Origin of the sequence: Novosphingobium rhizosphaerae, assembly GCF_050920675.1 — a bacterium.
Classification (GTDB): domain Bacteria; phylum Pseudomonadota; class Alphaproteobacteria; order Sphingomonadales; family Sphingomonadaceae; genus Novosphingobium; species Novosphingobium rhizosphaerae.
On sequence record NZ_CP137861.1, the window covers coordinates 872433 to 892753 of the forward strand.

The following is a 20321-nucleotide window of genomic DNA, read 5'->3' on the forward strand; positions in this document are numbered from 1 at the left end:
GCTGCCGCCGCCCCGGCTAGCCGCATGCACAGGATTTCCCTCCCAGTGAGGATCACGCAATGAACGACCTGACCAAATTCACCAACCAGCTGCCCAAGCCCGAAACGTTCGACCAGATCCAGATCGGCCTGGCCTCGCCCGAGCGCATCCGCAGCTGGTCCTTCGGCGAAATCAAGAAGCCGGAAACGATCAACTACCGCACGTTCAAGCCCGAGCGTGACGGCCTGTTCTGCGCCCGCATCTTCGGCCCCGTGAAGGACTACGAGTGCCTGTGCGGCAAGTACAAGCGCATGAAGTACAAGGGCGTCGTCTGCGAAAAGTGCGGCGTGGAAGTGACCGTGACCAAGGTGCGCCGCGAGCGCATGGGCCACATCGAACTGGCCGCCCCGGTTGCGCACATCTGGTTCCTCAAGTCGCTGCCCTCGCGCATCGGCCTGCTGCTCGACATGCAGCTCAAGCAGCTCGAACGCATCCTCTACTTCGAAAGCTACGTGGTCATCGAGCCGGGCATCACCCCGCTTGAACGCTACCAGCTGCTGACCGAAGACGAACTGCTCGATGCGCAGGACGAATATGGCGAAGACGCCTTTTCGGCCGGCATCGGCGCCGAGGCAGTCAAGCACATGCTCATGGACCTCGACATGGTCCAGGAGCGCGAAGACCTGCTCAAGGAACTCGCCGAGACCAAGTCGGAGCTCAAGCCCAAGAAGATCATCAAGCGCCTCAAGGTGGTGGAATCGTTCATCGATTCCGGCAACCGCCCGGAATGGATGATCCTCGACGTGGTGCCGGTCATTCCGCCCGAACTGCGCCCGCTGGTGCCGCTCGACGGTGGCCGCTTCGCCACTTCGGACCTGAACGACCTCTATCGCCGCGTGATCAACCGCAACAACCGGTTGAAGCGCCTGATCGAGCTGCGCGCGCCCGACATCATCGTGCGCAACGAAAAGCGCATGCTGCAGGAAGCGGTCGACGCGCTGTTCGACAATGGCCGCCGTGGCCGCGTGATCACCGGCGCCAACAAGCGTCCGCTCAAGTCGCTGTCCGACATGCTCAAGGGCAAGCAGGGCCGCTTCCGCCAGAACCTGCTTGGCAAGCGCGTCGACTATTCGGGCCGTTCGGTCATCGTGACCGGGCCGGAACTCAAGCTGCACCAGTGCGGGTTGCCCAAGAAGATGGCGCTCGAGCTGTTCAAGCCGTTCATCTACGCGCGTCTTGACGCCAAGGGTCTGTCGATGACCCTGAAGCAGGCCAAGAAGTGGGTGGAAAAGGAACGCAAGGAAGTCTGGGACATCCTGGACGAGGTGATCCGCGAACACCCGGTCATGCTCAACCGTGCGCCCACGCTGCACCGCCTGGGCATCCAGGCCTTCGAACCCGTGCTGATCGAAGGCAAGGCGATCCAGCTGCACCCGCTCGTCTGCTCGGCCTTCAACGCCGACTTCGACGGGGACCAGATGGCCGTCCACGTGCCGCTTTCGCTGGAAGCCCAGCTCGAAGCGCGCGTGCTGATGATGTCGACCAACAACATCCTCTCGCCCGCCAACGGCAAGCCGATCATCGTGCCTTCGCAGGACATGGTGCTGGGCCTCTATTACCTGTCGATGGATCGCAAGGGCGAGCCGGGCGAAGGCATGCTGCTGGCCGACATGGCCGAAGTGCACCAGGCGCTGTTCGCTGGCGCGGTCACCATGCACACCAAGATCGTGGCGCGCGTGCCGCAGACCGACGAGAACGGGAAGACCTATCTCAAGCGGTATGAAACCACGCCGGGCCGCATGCTGATCGGCGAGTGCCTGCCCAAGAGCCACACGGTGCCCTTCGAGCTGGTCAACCGCCTGCTCACCAAGAAGGAAATCGCCGACGTCATCGACCAGGTCTATCGCCACACCGGCCAGAAGGAGACGGTCCTTTTCGCCGACGCGATCATGAGCCTGGGCTTCCGCAACGCGTTCAAGGCGGGCATCTCGTTCGGCAAGGACGACATGATCATCCCCGCCACCAAGGACGCTTTCGTGGCCGAGACCAAGGAACTGGTCGCGGACTATGAGCAGCAGTACCAGGACGGCCTGATCACCCAGCAGGAAAAGTACAACAAGGTGATCGACGCCTGGAGCCGTTGCGGCGACCAGGTGGCCAACGCCATGATGGACGAGATCCGCGCCACGCCGAGCGACGAGCACGGCCGTGAAAAGCCGATCAACTCGATCTACATGATGAGCCACTCGGGCGCGCGTGGTTCGCCAACCCAGATGAAGCAGCTGGCGGGTATGCGCGGGCTGATGGCCAAGCCTTCGGGCGAGATCATCGAAACCCCGATCATCTCGAACTTCAAGGAAGGCCTGACCGTCCTTGAATACTTCAACTCGACCCACGGCGCGCGTAAGGGCCTGGCCGATACCGCGCTCAAGACGGCGAACTCGGGTTACCTGACCCGCCGTCTGGTCGATGTGTCGCAGGACTGCGTGGTGACGGTGAACGATTGCGGCACCGAGCGGGCGCTGGAAATGCGCGCGATCGTGCAGGGCGGTTCGACCATCGCTTCGCTGGGCGAACGTATCCTGGGCCGCACCCTGGCCGAGGACATGATCGAGGCCAAGACCGGCAAGGTGATCTGCGAAAAGGGCACGCTGCTGGATGAAGCCGCCGTGGCGCGCATCGAAGCGGCCGGCGTACAATCGGCCCGCATCCGTTCGCCGCTGATCTGCGAAGCGCCCCAGGGCGTGTGCGGCACCTGCTATGGCCGCGACCTGGCGCGCGGTACGCCGGTGAACATCGGTGAAGCGGTCGGCGTCATTGCCGCCCAGTCGATCGGTGAACCCGGCACGCAGCTGACCATGCGCACGTTCCACATCGGTGGCGCTGCGCAGGTGAACGAACAGTCGCACCTGGAATCGATCTGCGACGGTACCGTGCACTATCGCGACATCCCGACGATCACCGACAGCCGCAATCGCCGCCTGTCGCTGGCGCGCAACGGTGAAATCGTGATCATGGATACCGACGGCCGCGAACGCGCCATGCACCGCGTGCCTTATGGTACCCACCTGCTGCACGAAAACGGTGCGACGGTGGCCCAGGGCCAGCGCCTGGCCGAGTGGGACCCGTTCACCCTGCCGGTGATCACGGAAAAGCCCGGTATCGTGCGCTACCAGGACCTGATCGACGGCCGCACCCTGACGGAACAGGTCGACGAAGCGACGGGTATCGCCCAGCGCGTCGTCACCGAAAACCGTGCCGGTGGCCGCGCGAAGAAGGAAGACCTGCGTCCGCGCCTGACCCTGCTCGACGATGCCTCGGGTGAATCCGCGCGCTACATGATGGCGCCGGGCACCACCCTGTCGGTGGAAGACGGCCAGGAAGTCCAGGCCGGTGACGTGCTGGCCCGTGCCAGCCGCGAAGCCGCCAAGACGCGCGACATCACCGGTGGTCTGCCGCGCGTGGCCGAGCTGTTCGAGGCGCGCAAGCCCAAGGACAACGCGATCATCGCCAAGATCTCGGGCCGGATCGAGTTCATTCGCGACTACAAGGCCAAGCGCAAGATCGCGATCATCCCGGAAGAGGGCGAACCGGTCGAGTACCTGATCCCCAAGTCCAAGGTGATCGACGTCCAGGAAGGCGACTACGTCAAGAAGGGCGACAACCTGATCTCGGGCTCGCCCGATCCGCACGACATTCTGGAGGTTCTCGGCGTCGAGGCCCTGGCGGAATACCTCGTGGCGGAAATCCAGGAAGTCTACCGCTTGCAGGGCGTGAAGATCAACGACAAGCACATCGAGGTGATCGTTCGCCAGATGCTGCAGAAGGTGGAAATCACCGATGGCGGTGACACCACCCTGCTGCCGGGCGAGCAGGTTGACCTTGAGGAAATGAACGAAACCAACGCCAAGCTGCCGGGGGGCTCGCGCTTCGCGGAAGGCAAGCCGGTGCTGCTGGGCATCACCAAGGCTTCGCTGCAGACGCGTTCGTTCATCTCTGCCGCGTCGTTCCAGGAAACCACCCGCGTGCTCACGCAGGCGGCGGTCGAAGGGAAGCGCGACAGCCTGATCGGCCTCAAGGAAAACGTCATCGTCGGCCGGCTCATTCCCGCCGGTACCGGCGCTGGCATGAACCGCATGCGCGTGGCGGCCAACAGCCGCGACGCTGCCCTGCGCGCTGCCAACCGTCGCCTTCAGGAAGCCCTGATCGCGCCGCGCACGGCCGCCGAAGAGCATGCCGCCGAACTGGCCCAAGGCCCCGAAGCGGCGATCGGCAACGATACGCTGGCGGCTGTCGAGGGTGAAACCCACGGCACCGATGCCGATGCGGCCGATTACCTGATCAAGGGCGACGAGGACTGATCCTCGACGCCTGGTCAGATGGCTGACAAACGAAAACCCCGCCGGGCGACCGGCGGGGTTTTTCGTTTGCGGGTCTGGGGTGAGGCTTCGCCCCTCCGTCAGGCCTACGGTCTGCCACCTCCCCGCCAAGCGGGGAGGACCTGCCAGATCCTCCCCATGCAATGGGGAGGGGGACCGCCCGCGCAGCGGGTGGTGGAGGGGGCAATGGCGGAGGGGCCTGTACTCAGGCCGAAGTGCGCACCGCGATCAGGCTGTCGGGCACGGCGGCGGCGGCATTGGCGCCGCGCGGGGCAAAGCGGCCCTCCACGCGGGCGCCCTGTTCGATGGTGAGCGTGTCATAGCCGACGTCACCCACGATGCGCGCGGTGCGGGTAATGACCAGGTCGGCCACGCTCACCGCGCCGTTGACCGTGCCGGCCAGGCGGGCGTTGCGCGCGGTGATGGCGCCGGTTATCACGCTGCTTTCGCCCTGGACCAGCGCGGCGCAGGCCACGTCGCCTTCGATCTTGCCGTCGATGTGCAGATCGGCCTCGGCGGTGATGTCGCCGCGCACGGCCAGGTCTGCGCCGAGCACCGAGAAAGTGGCCGGTGCCCGATCAGGGGTGGTCATGGCCGGCTTCTTTGAAAACATCGGGTAGAGTCTCCAGGAAGGGGCGCGGATCGACCGGGCGATCGGCGATGCGCACTTCGAAATGCAGATGCGGGCCGGTGGAGCGGCCGGTGCTACCGATCTTGCCGATTTCCACGCCGGGGCCGACGCGCTGGCCGGGCCGCGCCTCGATCCGCGACATGTGGGCATAGCGCGTGACCAGGCCCTGGCCATGGTCCACTTCCACGCAATTGCCATAGCCGGAGCGGACGCCGGCAAAGCTGACCACGCCTTGGGCGGCGGCATAGATCGGCGCGCCGATCGGCCCCTTGAAATCGAGGCCGGGATGGAACGCGCCACCGCCGGTGAAGGGATCGGCGCGATAGCCAAAGCCGCTGGAGATATAGTCGGCACTGGCGGGCAGGGCATGGGGCAGGCGCGCCAGCCCCTGTTCCAGCGCGGACAGGCGCGTCATGGCCTGGCCCAGGCGGGCAAGCGCAGGATCATCCTGGCCGAGCGCGATCAGCGGGCCGCCCATGGCGCGGCGATTGGCCAGCCGCAAGGGCGCCACTTGCGCCGGGTTGAGACCGACGCGGCGGATGGCGGTTTCGGCCTGCGTGGCGCGGGCATCGGCATAGCGCGTGAGCGCCGCCACGAAGGCCGCCTGCCGCCCGGCAAGGCGCGAGAGCGTGGCGGCTTCGGGCGCGCCATTGAGCGACAAGGGCTTGCCGTCGGTGGCGCTGGCCTCGGCCGGCGGCAGATCGCCCAGCTGGCCCTTGACCATGGTTTCGATCATGTCCTGCCGGCGCTGCAGGTCTTGCAGCGCCCCGGCCACGCCGCCCTTGGTGCGGGCCATGTGCTGTTCGGCCTGGGTCACGGCGGCTTCGCGCTGGCGCAGGGCGGCAAGATCGCGCTGGGCAAGAACCTGGCCGACCAGCATGGCGATCATCACCCCCAGCCACACCAGCAAGGCCAGCGCCGCGCCCGCCGCCACGCGCATCTGCAGGCGGCCGGACAGGCGGATGAAGCGCACTTGGCCGTGCGCGCGCATGAAGAACTCGCGATCGGGAAACCAGCCGCGTACCTGCGTCGGCGCAGCCGCCAGGCGCGCGCGGAGGCGGCGCAGGCGGGTGCCGGGCGTGGCGCCGGCCGCAGGGGCGGGACCCACGCGGCGCGCGGCTTCGGATTTGGCAGACGGCAAGATTTCCAGCGACCCCGCAAGACAAGACGTGTTGACGACCCCTGGGGCGCGGCGCTTATCGAGCGGGAACCCGGGAGTCGAATCCGCAGGCGCCAGGCCGGGGCGGGCCGTGCCTGGGTGGCGATGAATCGTTTGCAATGCCCCGCGCGCCCGTGACAGCGCGGGCCAGCAATGGTAAGCCCCGCGCCACTATGTCGACCAAGCCCCAGGAAATCGCCCTCGAGTCTCCCGAGCAGCTGGTGGAGCGCCTTGCCCGCGCTGGCCGTGCTGCGCAGCGTGAACTGGCGCGCATGCCGGCGCCGGCCAAGGAAGCCGCGCTCAAGCTCGCGGCCGATGCGCTGCGCCGCGCCGCGCCGGAAATCCTGGCGGCCAATGCCATCGACATGGCCAATGGCGTCACCCGTGGGTTGACCGCGGCGCTGCTTGACCGGCTCAAGCTGGACGAAGGCCGCGTGGCCGCCATGGCCGATGCCGTGGCGCAAGTGGCCAGCCTGGCCGACCCCGTAGGCCAGGAAATCGACCGCGTTACCCGCCCCAACGGCATGATCCTGTCGCGCGTGCGCGTGCCGATCGGGCTGATCGGGATCATCTACGAAAGCCGCCCCAACGTGACGGCCGATGCAGCCGCGCTCTGCGTGCGTTCGGGCAATGCCGCCCTGCTGCGCGGCGGCAGCGAAGCGGTCCACTCCAATCGCGCGATCCACGCCGCCTTGGTGGCGGGCCTGGTCGAAGGCGGCGTGCCGGCCGAGGTGGTGCAACTGATGCCCACCCAGGATCGCGCTGCCGTTGGCGCCATGCTGACCGCTGCGGGCCTGATCGACATGATTGTGCCGCGCGGCGGCAAGAGCCTGGTGGCACGCGTGCAGGCCGATGCCCGCGTTCCCGTGCTGGCGCACCTTGACGGCATTTGCCACACCTTCGTCCATGCCGGCGCCGACCGGGCGATGGCCGAAGCGATCGTGCTCAATGCCAAGATGCGCCGCACCGGCATCTGCGGGGCGATGGAAACCCTGCTGATCGACGCGACTTATCCCGCCGCGGCTGCGCTCGTCACCCCGCTGATCGAGGCCGGCTGCGAAGTGCGCGGCGATGCCCGCGCCCGCGCGATCGATCCGCGCATCGTGCCCGCGGCCGACAACGACTGGGACACCGAATACCTCGATGCCGTGCTGTCGGTGGCGGTGGTCGATGGGTTGGACGCCGCGCTGGCGCATATCGCGCGCCATTCCTCTGGCCACACCGACGCGATCGTGACGGCCGATGCCGATGCAGCCGCGCGCTTCCTGGCCGAAGTGGACAGCGCCATCGTGATGCACAACGCCTCCAGCCAGTTTGCCGATGGCGGCGAATTCGGCCTGGGCGCGGAAATCGGCATTGCCACCGGGCGGCTGCACGCACGCGGCCCGGTCGCGCTGGAAGGGCTGACCACGTACAAGTGGCTGGTCCACGGCAGCGGGCAGGTTCGCCCCTGAAACACGGCTTGCCCCGGCTGACCGGCCTTTTGGGCGGCAGCTTCAACCCGGCGCACGGCGGCCACCGCCGGGTGAGCCTGTTTGCGCGCGCGGCGCTGGGGCTGGACGAAGTGTGGTGGCTGGTTTCGCCGGGCAATGTGCTCAAGCCCGCCCAGGGCATGGCGCCTTTGCCCGCGCGGGTCGTCTCGGCCCGGCGACAGGCCCGCCGGGCGCCGATTCGGGTGACGGCGATCGAGCGCGAACTGGGCACCCGGTTTACCGTCGATACGCTGCGCGCGCTGGTGCGCCGCTATCCGCGTCGACGCTTTATCTGGTTGATGGGAAGCGATAATCTTGCCCAGTTCCACCGCTGGCGGGACTGGCGCGGGATCGCCCGCACCATGCCGATTGCGGTTATCGCGCGTCCGGGCTATGATGGCGCTGCGATGGCGAGCCCCGCCATGGTATGGCTGCGCCGATGGCGCCGGCGGTGCAGGCAGGAAAGTGATGGCGCTCTTTGGTCCGTTTGTGGGCCAGCAGGGGGTGCCGCCCTGAACGCCAGTATCCCGCACGATCCGATGCCTCGCGCCCCAGCGCTTGTCATCCTGCGGTTCGATCCCGATCCCCGCTCCGCCACGGCCTTGCGCCAGGCAGAGCCCGATTGGGCCGACCACGTTTCCGCAAGCGGCCTGCGCGATGATGTGACTCACACTCGCATCGTGCAAATGCCTGGCGGAAGGAGCGGACACTGAGCGTCCTGGCTGCCATCCCTGCTTTCCGGCACGCCTGTCCGGTACTTCGGCTTTCCCGCCGCGCGCCCTGGCGCAAGGCGGTTTTGTCGTTGGATCGCAATGGGCGACCGGGCGTTGCGAACATAGCCATCTTTCAACCGGAGTTCACCGCAATCCAATGACCAGTGCCCAACCCCAGCCGGCAGATGCCGGCGCCGCTGTCTCGGCCCCTTCTGCCGGCGTGCCTGCCAGCCTGTTCGACCTTGTCCTGCAATCGCTGGACGATGACCAGGCCCAGGACGTGGTGTCGATCCCCCTGGAAGGCAAAAGCTCGATCGCCGATTACATGGTGATCGGATCGGGTCGCTCCACCCGCCAGGTCGCTGCCATGGCGCAGAAGTTGGCCGAGCGCATCAAGCACGCCGGTTATGGCCACGTGCGCATCGAAGGCCTGCCCGCCGCCGATTGGGTGCTGATCGATGCCGGTGACGTGGTCGTTCACCTGTTCCGCCCCGAAGTGCGCAGCTTCTACAACCTGGAGCGCATGTGGGGCTTCGGCGACGCCGGCTCTGCCTGATGATCTCTTCCCCCTCCTCGTCAGGGGAGGGGGCCAGGGGGTGGCGGAAGCCCAGCCCAACGCCAGACACGGACATCCATGCTCCTCCACATCATCGCCCGGGGAAAGATCGGCCGCTCGCCAGAGGCGGAACTGGTCGATCGCTATGGCAAGCGGGTGACCTGGGGCTTCAAGGTGACCGAGCTGCCCGACCGGGGCGGCGCCGTCCCGCCGGTGACCGCCAGCCCCACCCGCACCGTGGTGATGGACGAGCGCGGCAAGCAATTGGCCTCAAGCGAATTTGCCAAAGTGCTGGGCCGCTGGCGTGACGACGGCGTGCGCGAGGCACGCTTTCTCATCGGCGCCGCCGATGGGCACGATGAAGCCCTGCGCGAGAGTGCCGACCTGCTGATCGCATTTGGCGCGGCAACATGGCCGCACATGCTGGCCCGCGCGATGCTGGCCGAGCAGCTGTGGCGCGCCACCAGCATCATCGCCGGCCACCCCTATCACCGCGAGGGATGATGCCAGCAAGGACCATGAACGCGCGTCGCTCGCTGGTCCTTGCGGCCCTGCTGCTGGCGCCGCTGGCGCTGTGGCAGATCGCCGGGGCCGATCCCGCGCCTTCCTACCAGACCAAGGGCGAAGCGGCTGCGGCGCTGGCCCGCGCGCAAGGCGCGCTGGTCGAAGCGCGCACCCGCGGCGAAAAGCTGGAGGCCCAGGCCCAGGCTGCCACCGCGGCGGCCGACAAGACCGCGCAGGAAGCCGCCGCGATTGCTGCGCGCATCCAGCAATCCGAAGCCGAAATCCGCCTGAGCGAAGCCAAGATCGCCTTGATCGACCAAGAGCGCGCCGACTTGCGCCTGCGCATTGCCGCGCGGCAGGAACCGGTGGTGCGGCTGACCGCCGCGCTGCAGCTCTTTGCCCGCCGGCCGCTGGCGTTCAGCCTGCTGCGCGCGGATTCGCTGCGTGACACGGTCTATCTGCGCGCGGTGCTGGAAACGATGGTGCCCGAAGTGCGCCGCCGCACCGCCACCTTGCGCGGCGCGATCGTGCGCGGGCGCGCCTTGCAGGAACAGGCTGGCAGCGAGGCGGCGCGCCTGCGCGCCAGCCAATCCGGCCTGGCCGAGCGGCGCCAGCAACTGGCCGCGCTGGAAAGCCGCCAGCGCATTGCCAGCCGTGCCGCCAGCGGCACCGCCAGCCGCGAGGCCGACCATGCCCTGGCCCTGGCCGAGGAAACGCGCGACCTGGCGGCCCTGATGGAACGCCTGGGCCGGGATGGGCAGATGCGCGACCTGCTGGCCGCGCTGCCCGGCCCGATGCAGCGGCCCGACCGGCCCGGCGCGGTGCTGATGGTGGAAGACGCCGATCCCCTGCTGCGCACCGGCACGCCGCTGGTGTGGATCCTGCCGGTATCGGGCCGCGTGGTCACCGGCTTTGCCGAAGCGAGCGCAGCGGGCCCGGCGCAAGGCCTGTCCATCGCGCCCTTGCCATCGGCGCAGATCGTCGCGCCGGCGGCCGGACGTGTGGCCTTTGCCGGTTCCTACCGCGGTTATGGCCAGATCGTGATCGTGGAGCATCCGGGCGGATGGACGTCGCTGGTCACGGGGCTGGGGCGGATCGATGCGGCGGTGGGCGATCGCGTGGTGCAAGGCTCGCCCCTGGGGATCGCCGCCCCGGCCAATCCGCTGGTCGGCGTGGAACTGCGCAAGGATGGCGTGCCGGTCAACCCGCTGGTGGCCCTGCGGAATTGATCGGCAACAAGGCGCGCCGGGGTTCCACCGGCCAAACGGGAATCCGGTGTCGCTCCATCTGGCATTCAGGCTTGCGGGGCTATACAAGCGGGCAGATTGGCGCTCGTCGTGCCAGCATGCCCCCTATCTAAGGTTCGATTGCAAACATGGCACAACCGCTTGCTTCCCTGCTGCGTGCAACGGCCCTGGTCACGGCCGTGGCGGTTTTGCCCGTGGCCACGGCCGGCCTGGCGGCGGTGGATTCCCGCACCGGGCCGCAGTTCCAGAAGCTCGAGCTGGTCTATGAAAAGATCAAGGAAAACTATGTCGAGCCGGTGGACGACGACACCCTGATCAAGGGCGCCATCGATGGCATGCTGGCCACCCTCGATCCGCACAGCGCCTATCTGGAAGCCCGCGATTTCGAGAACCTGCGCACCCAGACCGAAGGCGCTTATGGCGGCCTGGGCCTGTCGGTCACGCTCGATGACGGCGCGGTCAAGGTCATCGCGCCGATGAAGGGCACGCCGGGCGACCTGGGCGGCATCAAGGCCGGCGACTATATCACCCACCTCGATGGCAAGCTGATCTACGGCGGCTCGCTCGACGATGCGGTGGACCAGATGCGCGGTGTGCCGGGCACCAAGATCAAGCTGACGGTCTATCGCCCGGGCCGCGACGAGCCGCTCGATCTCACGCTCACCCGCCAGGTGATCAAGCTGCGGCCGGTGGAATGGAAGGTGAAGGACAACATCGGGGTGATCTCGGTGTCGAGCTTCAGCGAGAACGTGGGCAGCGAAGTGGCGCAGGCCGTGCAGGCGATCCGCGCCCAGTTGGGCAACAACCTGGCCGGCGTGGTGCTCGATCTGCGCGGCAATCCCGGCGGCCTGCTCAATGAAGCGGTCTCGCTGTCCGACGATTTCCTCGACAAGGGCACGATCGTCTCGCAGCGCGGGCGCGATCCGCAGGACAACGACATCTATTCCGCCCACCCCGGCGACGTGGCGCGCGGCTTGCCGATGATCGTGCTGATCGACGAAGGTTCGGCCTCCGCCTCGGAAATCGTCGCCGGCGCCTTGCAGGACCAGCACCGCGCGCTGATCATGGGCCAGCGCAGCTTTGGCAAGGGCAGCGTGCAGACGCTGATCCAGCTGAGCAAGGATGCCGCGCTCAAGCTGACGACGGCGCGTTATTACACGCCCTCGGGCCGTTCGGTGCAGGAAGGCGGGATCGAACCCGATATCGCCGTGCCGCAGATTTCCGATCCCGACTTGCGCAAGCGCGCGCTCCGCTCCTACCGCGAAAGCGACCTGCGCCGTCACCTGATCAACGAGATCAAGGAAGACAAGGACCTGGAGAAGGACAAGATCGACGATCCGCGTTTCAAGATGACGCCCGAGGAGCTGAAGGCCAAGGGCATCGACGATTTCCAGCTCTACTATGCGGTGCAGACGCTCAAGCGCACGGCGCCCGGCGCGCTGCTGGCCCTGCGCAAGCGCTGATACAGGCTGCGGACGTTGAAGATGAGCACGGACATTCGCAATTCTCCCCTGTCGCTGGCGCATGCTCTGGCGCTGGGCGTGCCGCTGGTGGCCATGGGCACCGCGCTGGTGGCGCAATATGGCTTTGGCCTGCCCCCGTGCGAGATGTGCTGGTGGCAGCGCTATGGCCACCTGGCGGCGATCGCGCTGGCGATCCTGGCTCTGCTGCGCCGCGGCCGGCCCGAAGCGCGCTGGCTGGTGGCGCTGGCTGCGCTGGGCATCCTCTCGAGCGGGGTGATCGGTGCGTTTCACGCCGGGGTGGAGTATCATTGGTGGGAAGGGCTCACCACCTGCTCGTCCAGCCATATCGAGGGCGATCCGCTGGCTGCGATCATGGCCGCGCCGCTGGTGCGCTGCGATACTCCGGCCTGGACCATGCTGGGCGTGAGCATGGCCGGCTTCAATTTCCTGTTTTCCACTCCGGCGGCGCTGGCAATCCTGGGATTGCTGGCCAAGAGCCGCGCCAAGGGAGCCTGAAGCGATGACTCGTCCCGACACTGCACGCATGATCCGCGTGGACCAGGCCGGCGAATTTGGCGCCACCCGCATCTATGCCGGGCAACTGGCGGTGATGGGCGATCGCGGCCCGGATTCGGCCGAAATCGTGGAAATGGCGCGGCAAGAAGCCGATCATCGCGCCAAGTTCGACGCCATGATCGTGGCGCGTGGCGTGCGGCCCACCGCGCTGCAGCCGGTGTGGAATGTTGCCGGGTTTGCCCTGGGCGCGGCCACCGCGCTGCTTGGCCCCAAGGCGGCCATGGCCTGCACCGCGGCGATCGAAACCGAAATTGACCGTCACTATACCGAGCAGCTTGAGGAACTGGGCGATACCGACCCGGAACTGGCCGCCACGATCCGTGAATTCCGCGATGACGAGCGCGCCCACCGTGATGCGGCGCTGGCGGCCGGGGCGGAACATACGCCGGCCTATCCGCTGTTGTTCAACGCCATCCGCCTGGGCTGCCGCGCCGCGATCAAGCTGTCGGAACGGATTTGAAAATACCGGTGGCCGGCGGGGGAGCGGACGAAGCATCGTGCGGAAAAGCGGGAACCGGTTTTTCGCAAAACGATGTGATGACGAAAGCCCGCTTCGTGCGTTGCCCCTTCATCTATCATTCACCGCCCCGCCGCCTTATGGTGGGGTGAACCGGGGGCGGCCTGCGATCGCCTCACCCGCTGGAGACGAACCGACAATGCGCCTTGCTGCCACATCTTCGCGCCTGACGGTGCGCCTTGGGGTTCCGGCCCTGCTGCTGGGCGGGCTGCTCATGGGGGCAACGCCGGCTCTGGCCGCGCAGGGCGCCACGCGCGGCCCCGCCACCCAGCCGGTGGAAGAAGGGCCGGTGCAGGGCGATGAAAAGGTCAACCAGCTGATCATCTATGGCGATGATCCCTGCCCGGTTTCCACGGCCGAGCAGATCACCGTCTGCGCGCGCAAGGACGAAGCGGAACGCTATCGCATCCCCACGCCGCTGCGCGACAATCCCAACGATCCCAAGAACCAGACCTGGACCGACCGGGTGAAAGCCTATGAAACCGTGGGTGCGGCCGGGATCAACTCGTGCTCGCCGGTCGGCTCGGGCGGGGCATCGGGCTGCACCATGCGCCTGATCAACCAGGCCTATGCCGAAAAGAAGCAGGGCAGCGACGTGCAGTTCGGCAAGTTGATCCAGGAAGAGCGCGAACGCCGCCTTTCCACCATCGACAAGGACGCGGCCGCCGAACAATCGCGCGTGGAACAACTGGAAAAGGAATACGACGCGCGCCTGGCGCGCGAGCGCGACGGCGAGACGACGCCGGCGCCGACCCCCGCTGCGCCGCCTGCCTCGAACTGACCCCGAAACGAAAACACCCCGGCAGCGAGCCGGGGTGTCTGGGAACGCAGGCTGGGCCGATCAGCTCAGTGCGATATCCGGCGCGTCTTCCTGCTTCATGCCGACTAGGTGGTAGCCAGCGTCGACATGGTGGACTTCGCCGGTGACGCCGGCCGAGAGGTCTGACAGGAAATAGAGGCCCGAGCCGCCCACGTCCTCGATGGTGGAATTGCGGCGCAGCGGGGCGTTCAGCTCGTTCCACTTGAGGATATAGCGGAAATCGCCGATCCCGCTGGCGGCCAGGGTCTTGATCGGGCCGGCCGAGATGGCATTGACGCGCACCCCTTGCGGGCCGCAATCGTTGGCGAGGTAGCGCACGCTGGCTTCCAGGGCTGCCTTGGCCACGCCCATCACGTTGTAATGCGGCACGACCTTTTCCGCCCCATAATAGGTCAGCGTCAGGATCGATCCGCCATGGGGCATCATCGGCATGGCGCGCTTGGTCACGGCGACCAGGCTGTAGGCCGAGATGTTCATGGTCATCAGGAAGTTGTCGAGCGTGGTATCGTAGAACCGTCCGCGCAACTGGTTCTTGTCGGAATAGCCGATGGCGTGGACGACGAAGTCGATCGTTTCCCACCGCGCCTTGAGCGTTTCGAACGCGACATCAAGCGCGTCCATGTCGGCCACGTCGCATTCGATCAGGAAATCGCTGTCGAGGCTTGCGGCCAGCGGGCGCACGCGCTTGGCCAGCGCCTCTCCCTGATAGGAGAAGGCCAGCTCTGCCCCCTGTTCGTGCAACTGCCGGGCTATGCCCCAGGCTAGCGACTTGTCATTGGCGAGGCCCATGATCAGGCCGCGCTTTCCCTTCATCAATCCGGTCATGCGCCCTCGTACGCTCCTGCCCCGGTGTGCGCGTGCCCCTCAAAGAGGCGCGGCCAACGGGCATGTCATTCTGGTTCGGGCGCGCCGGCCTGGCGAATGGCCCGCGCGCGATCATCTGCCTGGCCCAGCATGTCGCGCTCCTCCGGAGTTTCGGCGAGCGCGGCATTGAGTTCGGCACCTATTACCATCCCTATGCCGACCAGCCAGAAAAAGAAAAGGGCGATCATCACCCCGGCCAGGCTGCCGTAGGTCAGATCATACGAGAAAACCGAAGCGAGGAGTTTGGGCAACAGGATGCTCACCCCCAGCCACCACAGCGAAACGAACAGCGCGCCCGGCCATTTGGGATAGCGATTCGACCGATAGGCGCTGGGCGTGAGCGAGAGAAACAGCAGCCACAGCGCGCCGAACAGCACCAGGGTGGGCAGGAAACGCCCCGCCGCCAGGCCATCGATCCAGGCGCCGAACTGCGGCAGCCAGGCCGCGATCACTTCCTGCGCCGCCCCGATCGCCACTTGCGCCAGGATGGAAACGAGAATCAACACGACCGAGGCGATGATCAGACCCGTCGACATCAGGCGATAGCGCCAGAACGCGTGCTCCCAGTTCGTGCCATAGGCGCGGCGCAGGATATCGCGGATGGTTTCGACCAGGCTGCTGACCGTCCACAGCCCGACAAGGCCGCCAATCCACAGCAGGTGGCCGGTGCGCGCTTCTACTGCGGCGCGGGCCACCGGCTCGATCGTGGTGGCCACCACCGGGGGCAGGGCCATGAGCACGGTGTTGATCGCGGCGGTGCGCTGGCTGGCTTCCCCGATCAGCGAAAACAGCGCGGCCCCGGTGATGAAAAAGGGAAACAGCGCGATCAGCACCATATAGGCAAAGTTGCCGGCGTGGATGAAACCGTCGTTGATGACGCCGGTCCAGATGCGCTTGAGCGTTTCATGGATGCGGGTGCCGGGGCGCAATTCCTCGCGCGCTTCGTCCCATTCGGCACGCAAGCGGCGGTGCAGCGCGGCGCGGCGGCGCGCCTCTGGCGAAAGATCGGGCACCAGCGCCTTGGCCCCGTCGGGAACCCCTGGCACGTGATCGGCGCGATCAGGGTCGATGTTGGCGGGATCGGCGCCGGCAGGATCGAATTGATTGTCCATCACTTGTGGCAATGCGCGGAAGGCCGGTCGGCTCCCGGCCGGGCGCAACCCGCGGGTGCCACAAGGATGGTTTCAGCCGGTTCAGGCACCAAGGCGCGCGCGCGGATTGCGCCCGTCGTGCCAACCGGCAAGGCGCGCCTTGAGATCGGCGTCGTCGGCCGGAAGGTCGATCTGCAGCGTCACCAACTGGTCGCCACGTTCGCCATCCTTGCGGGAAAAGCCCTTGCCCTTGAGACGCAGGGTGCGCCCGCTGCTGCTGCCCGGCGCCACCGTGAGCATGACCGCGCCATCGGCAGTGGGCACTTTCACCTTGGCGCCGTTGACCGCTTCTTCCAGGGTGATCGGCAGGTCCAGGCGAATATTGTCCCCATCGCGCACGAAGAAGGGATGCGGGGCGATCTCGATCGTGATCAGCGCATCGCCCGGCCCGCCGGGGCCCGGTTCGCCCTTGCCAGCCAGGCGCATCTGCTGCCCGGATTCGACACCCGGCGGCAGCTTGAGTTCGATCGTGCTGCCCGAAGACAGCGTGACGCGCTGCGCGGCGCGGGTGGCCGCCTCCACGAAGGGCACTTGCAGGCGATAGCTGACATTGGCGCCCTTGGGCGGTGGGGGACGGCGCCCGCCACCCATTCCGCCCATTCCACCCATGCCGCCGCGCCCGCCGAACAGGCCTTCGAACAGGTCCGACAGGTCAGGCCCGTCACCGCTTTCGAAGCCGCCATCGTGGCGAAAGCCGCCCTGGCCACCGCGAAAGCCGCCGCCAAACCCGCCGCCACCGCCAAAGGGCATCGTCGGGTTGCCGTCGGCGTCGATCTCGCCCCGATCGAACTTGGCGCGCTTGTCCTTGTCCGACAGCAGGTCATAGGCGCCCGTCACTTCGGCAAAGCGCTCGGCCGCCTTGGGATTGTCCTTGTTGTGATCGGGATGCAGTTCCTTGGCGAGCTTGCGATAGGCCGATTTCACGTCCTTTTCGCTCGCACTGCGCGCCACGCCGAGAATGGAATAAGGGTCTGCTGCCATGGCTCTCTAGCTAGGGACAGGGCGCCTTGCCCGCAAGGCTCGCTTTCAACATCGTTGCGCCCGCGATAGAGCGCCTTGACCCATATCATCGCGGGAATGGATGCAAGGCGTCCATCATGCCCGCCACCATGCTGCCAACAGGACATTTTCCCGTGACCCAACAGAGCCAGGACGCGATTCCCCACGGCGATCCCTTTGCCATCTTCGAGGACTGGTTCGCCCAGGCCCAGGCGAGCGAGCCCAACGATCCCAATGCCATGGCGCTGGCCACCGCCACGCCCGAAGGCGTGCCTTCGCTGCGCATGGTGCTGCTCAAGGGCCATGGCGCGAATATCGGGCCGGGCGGCGGCTTTGTGTTCTACACCAATTTCGAAAGCCGCAAGGGCGGTGAACTGGCCGCCAACCCGCAGGTTGCCCTGCTGTTTCACTGGAAAAGCCTGCGCCGCCAGGTCCGCATCGAAGGGCCGGTGGTGGAAGTGACGCCGGAAGCGGCCGATGCCTATTTCGCCAGCCGCCATCCCGAATCGCGCCTGGGTTCGGCCGCGTCGGACCAGTCGCGCGTGCTGCCCTCGCGCCAGGTCTATCTCGATCGCGTGGCGGCCCTGCGCGCGCAATATCCCGACGGTAACGTGCCGCGCCCGGCGCACTGGTCGGGCTATCGCGTGGTGCCCCGCGCCATCGAATTCTGGCAGGATCGCGACTATCGCCTGCACGAACGCCGCCGTTTCGTGGCGGATGGGCAAGGCGGCTGGACCAGCACCCTGCTTTATCCGTAAAGGGGCGGGATGACCCAGACCTCGCACGCAGACCTCAATCGCCGCGCCGCCATGGCCAGCAGCGCGGTGGCGCTCCTGCTGCTGGGCCTGAAAGGCTGGGCCGTGGTCCAGTCCGGCTCGCTGGCGATGCTGGGCAGCCTGGCGGACACCGCGCTCGATCTGGTGGCCAGCCTGGCGACGCTGCTGGGCGTGTGGATCGCGGCCATTCCCGACGATCACAACCACCGTTTCGGCCATGGCAAGGCCGAGGCGCTGGCGGCCATGTTCCAGGTGATCCTGATCTCGTTTTCCGCACTGGGCCTGGCCTGGCGCGCGATTACCCAGTTCCTGGCCGGCGCCCCGGCGATCGAGGCCGAATCGGGTATCGTGGTTTCGGCCGTGGCGATGGGGGCAACGCTCGCGCTGCTCGCCTACCAGCGCATGGTGATCGCCCGCACCGGCAGCCTGGCGATCAGCACCGACAACGTGCACTACAAGTCTGACTTGCTGCTCAACGCGGCGGTGATCGCCGCGCTGGTGATCGAGCGGACCTTGCACCTGCCCGGCACCGACGCGGTCTTTGCCTTTGGCATCGCGCTGTGGCTGGCCTGGGGCGCCTGGGGCGCCTCGCAGGAGGCGGTGGACCAGTTGATGGACCACGAATGGCCGATCGAAAAGCGCGAGCGCTTCTTGGAAGTGGTGGCCCAGCATCCCGAGCTGAAAGGCCTGCACGACTTGCGCACGCGCACCAGCGGCAACCGCGATTTCGTGCAATTCCACGTGTGGGTGGACGGCAAGATGACGGTGGCCCAGGCCCACCGCGTGATGGACGAGATCGAGGAAAAGCTGATGGCCGAGTTTCCCGGGCTGGAAGTGCTGATCCATCCCGATCCCGAAGGCCACGTCGACGAAGGCGCCCTGGGCGCGACCGACCTGCTGGCGCCCGGCCCCAATGGCGAAAGCCCGGCGCTGGCGGTGCAGGGCGGGCCGGGCGAGGGGTAGGGCCGGCGCTCAGCGCGAACGGATGTTGTGTGATTTTCTCCTCCTCCTCCTCCTCCTCTGAAGACGATGGGGCTTTTTTAACGCTGGCGTTGTAGGTCGGGGCGATGGGGTTTCATCGGGCTTGGGCTTGGCTGGCGGAAGGGCGCCGCACCGTGATCGTGCTGTTCGCCGTAGCGCTCGGTTTGCGGGCGCTGGCGATCTTGGCGGCGGTGGAGCCAAGTTCCGACGCCGCCTGGTATTTCTCGCGCGCGGCGATGCTGGCCGATGGCCGGGGTTACCTGGGCGATCATGGCGCACCGACGGCCTATTGGCCGCCGGGCTGGCCGCTGGCGCTCAGCCTGGTGTTTCGCCTGACCGGCCCTTCGATCTGGGTGGTGGGCCTGTGCAACCTCGCTCTGTCGGCGCTGGCTGGCTGGCTTACGCTCGATCTTGGGCGGCGCCTGGCCGGCCATGAAGCGGCGGGCCGCCTCGCGCTGCTGCTCTGGGCGGTCTATCCCAATGCCGTGCTCTATGTGCCGCTGGCGCTGACCGAGGTGTTCTATACCACGCTGCTGCTGGCGCTGTGCTGGATCGTGGTGGCGCGGCAGGGCTGGGGCTGGACAGTGCTGGCCGGGCTGGTGCTGGGCCTGGCCACGCTGGTCAAGGCGCAGAGCCTGATCCTGGCGCCGCTGCTGCTGGCGATTGCCTGGCTGCGACAGCCCGCGCCCTGGCTGCGCCTGCCGGGCATCGTGGGGCAAGGCCTGGTCATGGGCGCGGCCGCCCTGCTGGTGATTGCCCCGTGGACCCTGCGCAACCATCGCGAACTGGGCGCCTGGGTGCTGGTTTCCACCAACGGTGGCATCACCTTGCTGACCGGCAACAACGACAGCGCGCGCGGCGGCTTCACGCCCGGCGATCCGGTGGTCAAGGCGCTTGATGCGCGCGCCGATCTGGATGAACTGGCCTATGATCACGAGGCCGGCAGGCTGGGCATGGACTGGATCAAGGCGCACCCGGCTGCCTTCCTCAAGCTGATGCCGATGAAGTTGGCGCGGCTGTGGGGGCCCGATGGCGAAGGGCAATGGGCTTATGAAACCGGGTCGTGGGCCTATGCCGCTGCGCCGCGCGCGTTCCTGGCGCTGCGCGTGGCCAACCAGGCGTGGTATTGGGCTTTGCTGGCGCTGTTCGTCGCGGCCTTTCCCGTGATGCTGCGCGCGCGGCGCAGCGCCGGCCTCGGCCTCATCGATTGGTGGCTGCTGCCCTATGGCATTGCCGCCTATCCTAGCGTCATTGCCATGGTCTTTTCCGGGCAATCGCGCTTTCATTATCCGGCGATGCCGTTCGTGTGCGTCGCGGCGGCCTGGCTGATCGTGACCATGCTGCGCGGGCGTGACAGCACGGCGCCCTTGCGCTAAGGCGCTGCGCATGGCCATTCGTTCCGCCGCGCTGACTACTATCACCACCCCGGTGTGCCGGGGGTGGGGTCGCGCGGGCGCCTGATCGGCCCCACCGCAACGCCACCGCCCCGGTTCGGGCGGAATGGCATCTTCCTCCCGGATCGTTTCTGCCGGTT

General features: G+C 67.1%; 18 protein-coding genes. 13 read left to right on the plus strand and 5 right to left on the minus strand.

The genetic code is table 11. The features are described 5' to 3' along the window. The first annotated feature begins 59 nt into the window (after positions 1 to 59). Positions 60 to 4340 carry a DNA-directed RNA polymerase subunit beta' gene (rpoC, locus tag R9J51_RS04010; protein WP_179505928.1) on the plus strand — a complete coding sequence of 1427 codons (4281 nt, stop codon included), beginning with the start codon at positions 60 to 62 and terminating at the stop codon, positions 4338 to 4340. 223 nt (positions 4341 to 4563) lie between these two features. Here the strand turns inward: rpoC and R9J51_RS04015 are convergent, their stop codons facing one another. Further along, entirely contained in the window at positions 4564 to 4950 is a 387-nt protein-coding gene (locus R9J51_RS04015; protein ID WP_168555817.1) for a bactofilin family protein, read from the minus strand. Next, complete coding sequence (locus R9J51_RS04020) at positions 4937 to 6130, minus strand: M23 family metallopeptidase (RefSeq protein ID WP_432787828.1); 1194 nt, start codon at positions 6128 to 6130, stop codon at positions 4937 to 4939. The genes R9J51_RS04015 and R9J51_RS04020 overlap by 14 nt, the downstream gene beginning before the upstream one ends. Before the next feature lie 191 nt (positions 6131 to 6321). On the opposite strand from R9J51_RS04020, the gene R9J51_RS04025 reads away from it, so the two are divergent. From R9J51_RS04025 to R9J51_RS04065, 9 genes are all read left to right on the plus strand, one after another. After that, positions 6322 to 7602, plus strand: a complete 1281-nt coding sequence (locus R9J51_RS04025; protein ID WP_168555818.1) for a glutamate-5-semialdehyde dehydrogenase — start codon at positions 6322 to 6324, stop codon at positions 7600 to 7602. Between the two features lie 8 nt (positions 7603 to 7610). Next, the gene (locus R9J51_RS04030) at positions 7611 to 8333 is read left to right on the plus strand and encodes a nicotinate-nucleotide adenylyltransferase (protein WP_432787830.1); all 723 of its coding nucleotides are present in this window, start codon (positions 7611 to 7613) and stop codon (positions 8331 to 8333) included. A 157-nt stretch (positions 8334 to 8490) separates the two neighbouring features. Beyond that, on the plus strand, positions 8491 to 8889 hold the full coding sequence (gene rsfS, locus R9J51_RS04035; RefSeq protein ID WP_169475642.1) for a ribosome silencing factor: 399 nt from the start codon (positions 8491 to 8493) through the stop codon (positions 8887 to 8889). Positions 8890 to 8967: 78 nt separating this feature from the next. Then, positions 8968 to 9393, plus strand: a complete 426-nt coding sequence (locus R9J51_RS04040; RefSeq protein ID WP_168555821.1) for a 23S rRNA (pseudouridine(1915)-N(3))-methyltransferase RlmH — start codon at positions 8968 to 8970, stop codon at positions 9391 to 9393. Positions 9394 to 9407: 14 nt separating this feature from the next. Next, entirely contained in the window at positions 9408 to 10622 is a 1215-nt protein-coding gene (locus tag R9J51_RS04045) for a murein hydrolase activator EnvC family protein (protein ID WP_246866065.1), read from the plus strand. A gap of 146 nt (positions 10623 to 10768) precedes the next feature. Further along, the gene (locus R9J51_RS04050) at positions 10769 to 12103 is read left to right on the plus strand and encodes a S41 family peptidase (protein WP_168555823.1); all 1335 of its coding nucleotides are present in this window, start codon (positions 10769 to 10771) and stop codon (positions 12101 to 12103) included. A 21-nt stretch (positions 12104 to 12124) separates the two neighbouring features. Next, positions 12125 to 12619 carry a disulfide bond formation protein B gene (locus R9J51_RS04055; RefSeq protein WP_169475641.1) on the plus strand — a complete coding sequence of 165 codons (495 nt, stop codon included), beginning with the start codon at positions 12125 to 12127 and terminating at the stop codon, positions 12617 to 12619. Between the two features lie 4 nt (positions 12620 to 12623). Beyond that, a complete protein-coding gene (locus R9J51_RS04060) occupies positions 12624 to 13139 on the plus strand; it encodes a demethoxyubiquinone hydroxylase family protein (protein ID WP_179505930.1) in 516 nt (171 codons plus the stop codon). A 196-nt stretch (positions 13140 to 13335) separates the two neighbouring features. Then, complete coding sequence (locus tag R9J51_RS04065) at positions 13336 to 13977, plus strand: hypothetical protein (RefSeq protein ID WP_246866066.1); 642 nt, start codon at positions 13336 to 13338, stop codon at positions 13975 to 13977. A gap of 60 nt (positions 13978 to 14037) precedes the next feature. Here the strand turns inward: R9J51_RS04065 and fabI are convergent, their stop codons facing one another. From fabI to R9J51_RS04080, 3 genes are all read right to left on the minus strand, one after another. Then, the gene (fabI, locus tag R9J51_RS04070; RefSeq protein ID WP_168555826.1) at positions 14038 to 14841 is read right to left on the minus strand and encodes an enoyl-ACP reductase FabI; all 804 of its coding nucleotides are present in this window, start codon (positions 14839 to 14841) and stop codon (positions 14038 to 14040) included. A 65-nt stretch (positions 14842 to 14906) separates the two neighbouring features. Next, entirely contained in the window at positions 14907 to 15992 is a 1086-nt protein-coding gene (locus tag R9J51_RS04075; protein WP_168555827.1) for a YihY/virulence factor BrkB family protein, read from the minus strand. An 81-nt stretch (positions 15993 to 16073) separates the two neighbouring features. Beyond that, positions 16074 to 17012, minus strand: a complete 939-nt coding sequence (locus R9J51_RS04080; protein WP_179505931.1) for a DnaJ C-terminal domain-containing protein — start codon at positions 17010 to 17012, stop codon at positions 16074 to 16076. A 128-nt stretch (positions 17013 to 17140) separates the two neighbouring features. Between R9J51_RS04080 and pdxH the strand changes: the two genes are divergently transcribed. From pdxH to R9J51_RS04095, 3 genes are all read left to right on the plus strand, one after another. After that, positions 17141 to 17788 carry a pyridoxamine 5'-phosphate oxidase gene (gene pdxH, locus R9J51_RS04085; RefSeq protein ID WP_179506652.1) on the plus strand — a complete coding sequence of 216 codons (648 nt, stop codon included), beginning with the start codon at positions 17141 to 17143 and terminating at the stop codon, positions 17786 to 17788. Positions 17789 to 17797: 9 nt separating this feature from the next. Next, positions 17798 to 18769: a cation diffusion facilitator family transporter gene (locus R9J51_RS04090; protein ID WP_179505932.1), complete on the plus strand. Its 972-nt coding sequence runs from the start codon at positions 17798 to 17800 to the stop codon at positions 18767 to 18769. Positions 18770 to 18921: 152 nt separating this feature from the next. After that, positions 18922 to 20163: a glycosyltransferase family 39 protein gene (locus R9J51_RS04095; protein ID WP_432787832.1), complete on the plus strand. Its 1242-nt coding sequence runs from the start codon at positions 18922 to 18924 to the stop codon at positions 20161 to 20163. The last annotated feature ends 158 nt before the right edge of the window (positions 20164 to 20321 follow it).

Coding starts and splice junctions, on each gene's coding strand:
- rpoC (WP_179505928.1), top strand. CDS start 60: ATGAACGACCTGACCAAATTCACCAACCAGCTGCCCAAGCCCGAAACG.
- R9J51_RS04015 (WP_168555817.1), bottom strand. CDS start 4,950: ATGACCACCCCTGATCGGGCACCGGCCACTTTCTCGGTGCTCGGCGCA.
- R9J51_RS04025 (WP_168555818.1), top strand. CDS start 6,322: ATGTCGACCAAGCCCCAGGAAATCGCCCTCGAGTCTCCCGAGCAGCTG.
- rsfS (WP_169475642.1), top strand. CDS start 8,491: ATGACCAGTGCCCAACCCCAGCCGGCAGATGCCGGCGCCGCTGTCTCG.
- R9J51_RS04040 (WP_168555821.1), top strand. CDS start 8,968: ATGCTCCTCCACATCATCGCCCGGGGAAAGATCGGCCGCTCGCCAGAG.
- R9J51_RS04045 (WP_246866065.1), top strand. CDS start 9,408: ATGAACGCGCGTCGCTCGCTGGTCCTTGCGGCCCTGCTGCTGGCGCCG.
- R9J51_RS04050 (WP_168555823.1), top strand. CDS start 10,769: ATGGCACAACCGCTTGCTTCCCTGCTGCGTGCAACGGCCCTGGTCACG.
- R9J51_RS04055 (WP_169475641.1), top strand. CDS start 12,125: ATGAGCACGGACATTCGCAATTCTCCCCTGTCGCTGGCGCATGCTCTG.
- R9J51_RS04060 (WP_179505930.1), top strand. CDS start 12,624: ATGACTCGTCCCGACACTGCACGCATGATCCGCGTGGACCAGGCCGGC.
- R9J51_RS04065 (WP_246866066.1), top strand. CDS start 13,336: ATGCGCCTTGCTGCCACATCTTCGCGCCTGACGGTGCGCCTTGGGGTT.
- fabI (WP_168555826.1), bottom strand. CDS start 14,841: ATGACCGGATTGATGAAGGGAAAGCGCGGCCTGATCATGGGCCTCGCC.
- R9J51_RS04075 (WP_168555827.1), bottom strand. CDS start 15,992: ATGGACAATCAATTCGATCCTGCCGGCGCCGATCCCGCCAACATCGAC.
- R9J51_RS04080 (WP_179505931.1), bottom strand. CDS start 17,012: ATGGCAGCAGACCCTTATTCCATTCTCGGCGTGGCGCGCAGTGCGAGC.
- pdxH (WP_179506652.1), top strand. CDS start 17,141: ATGCTGCCAACAGGACATTTTCCCGTGACCCAACAGAGCCAGGACGCG.
- R9J51_RS04090 (WP_179505932.1), top strand. CDS start 17,798: ATGACCCAGACCTCGCACGCAGACCTCAATCGCCGCGCCGCCATGGCC.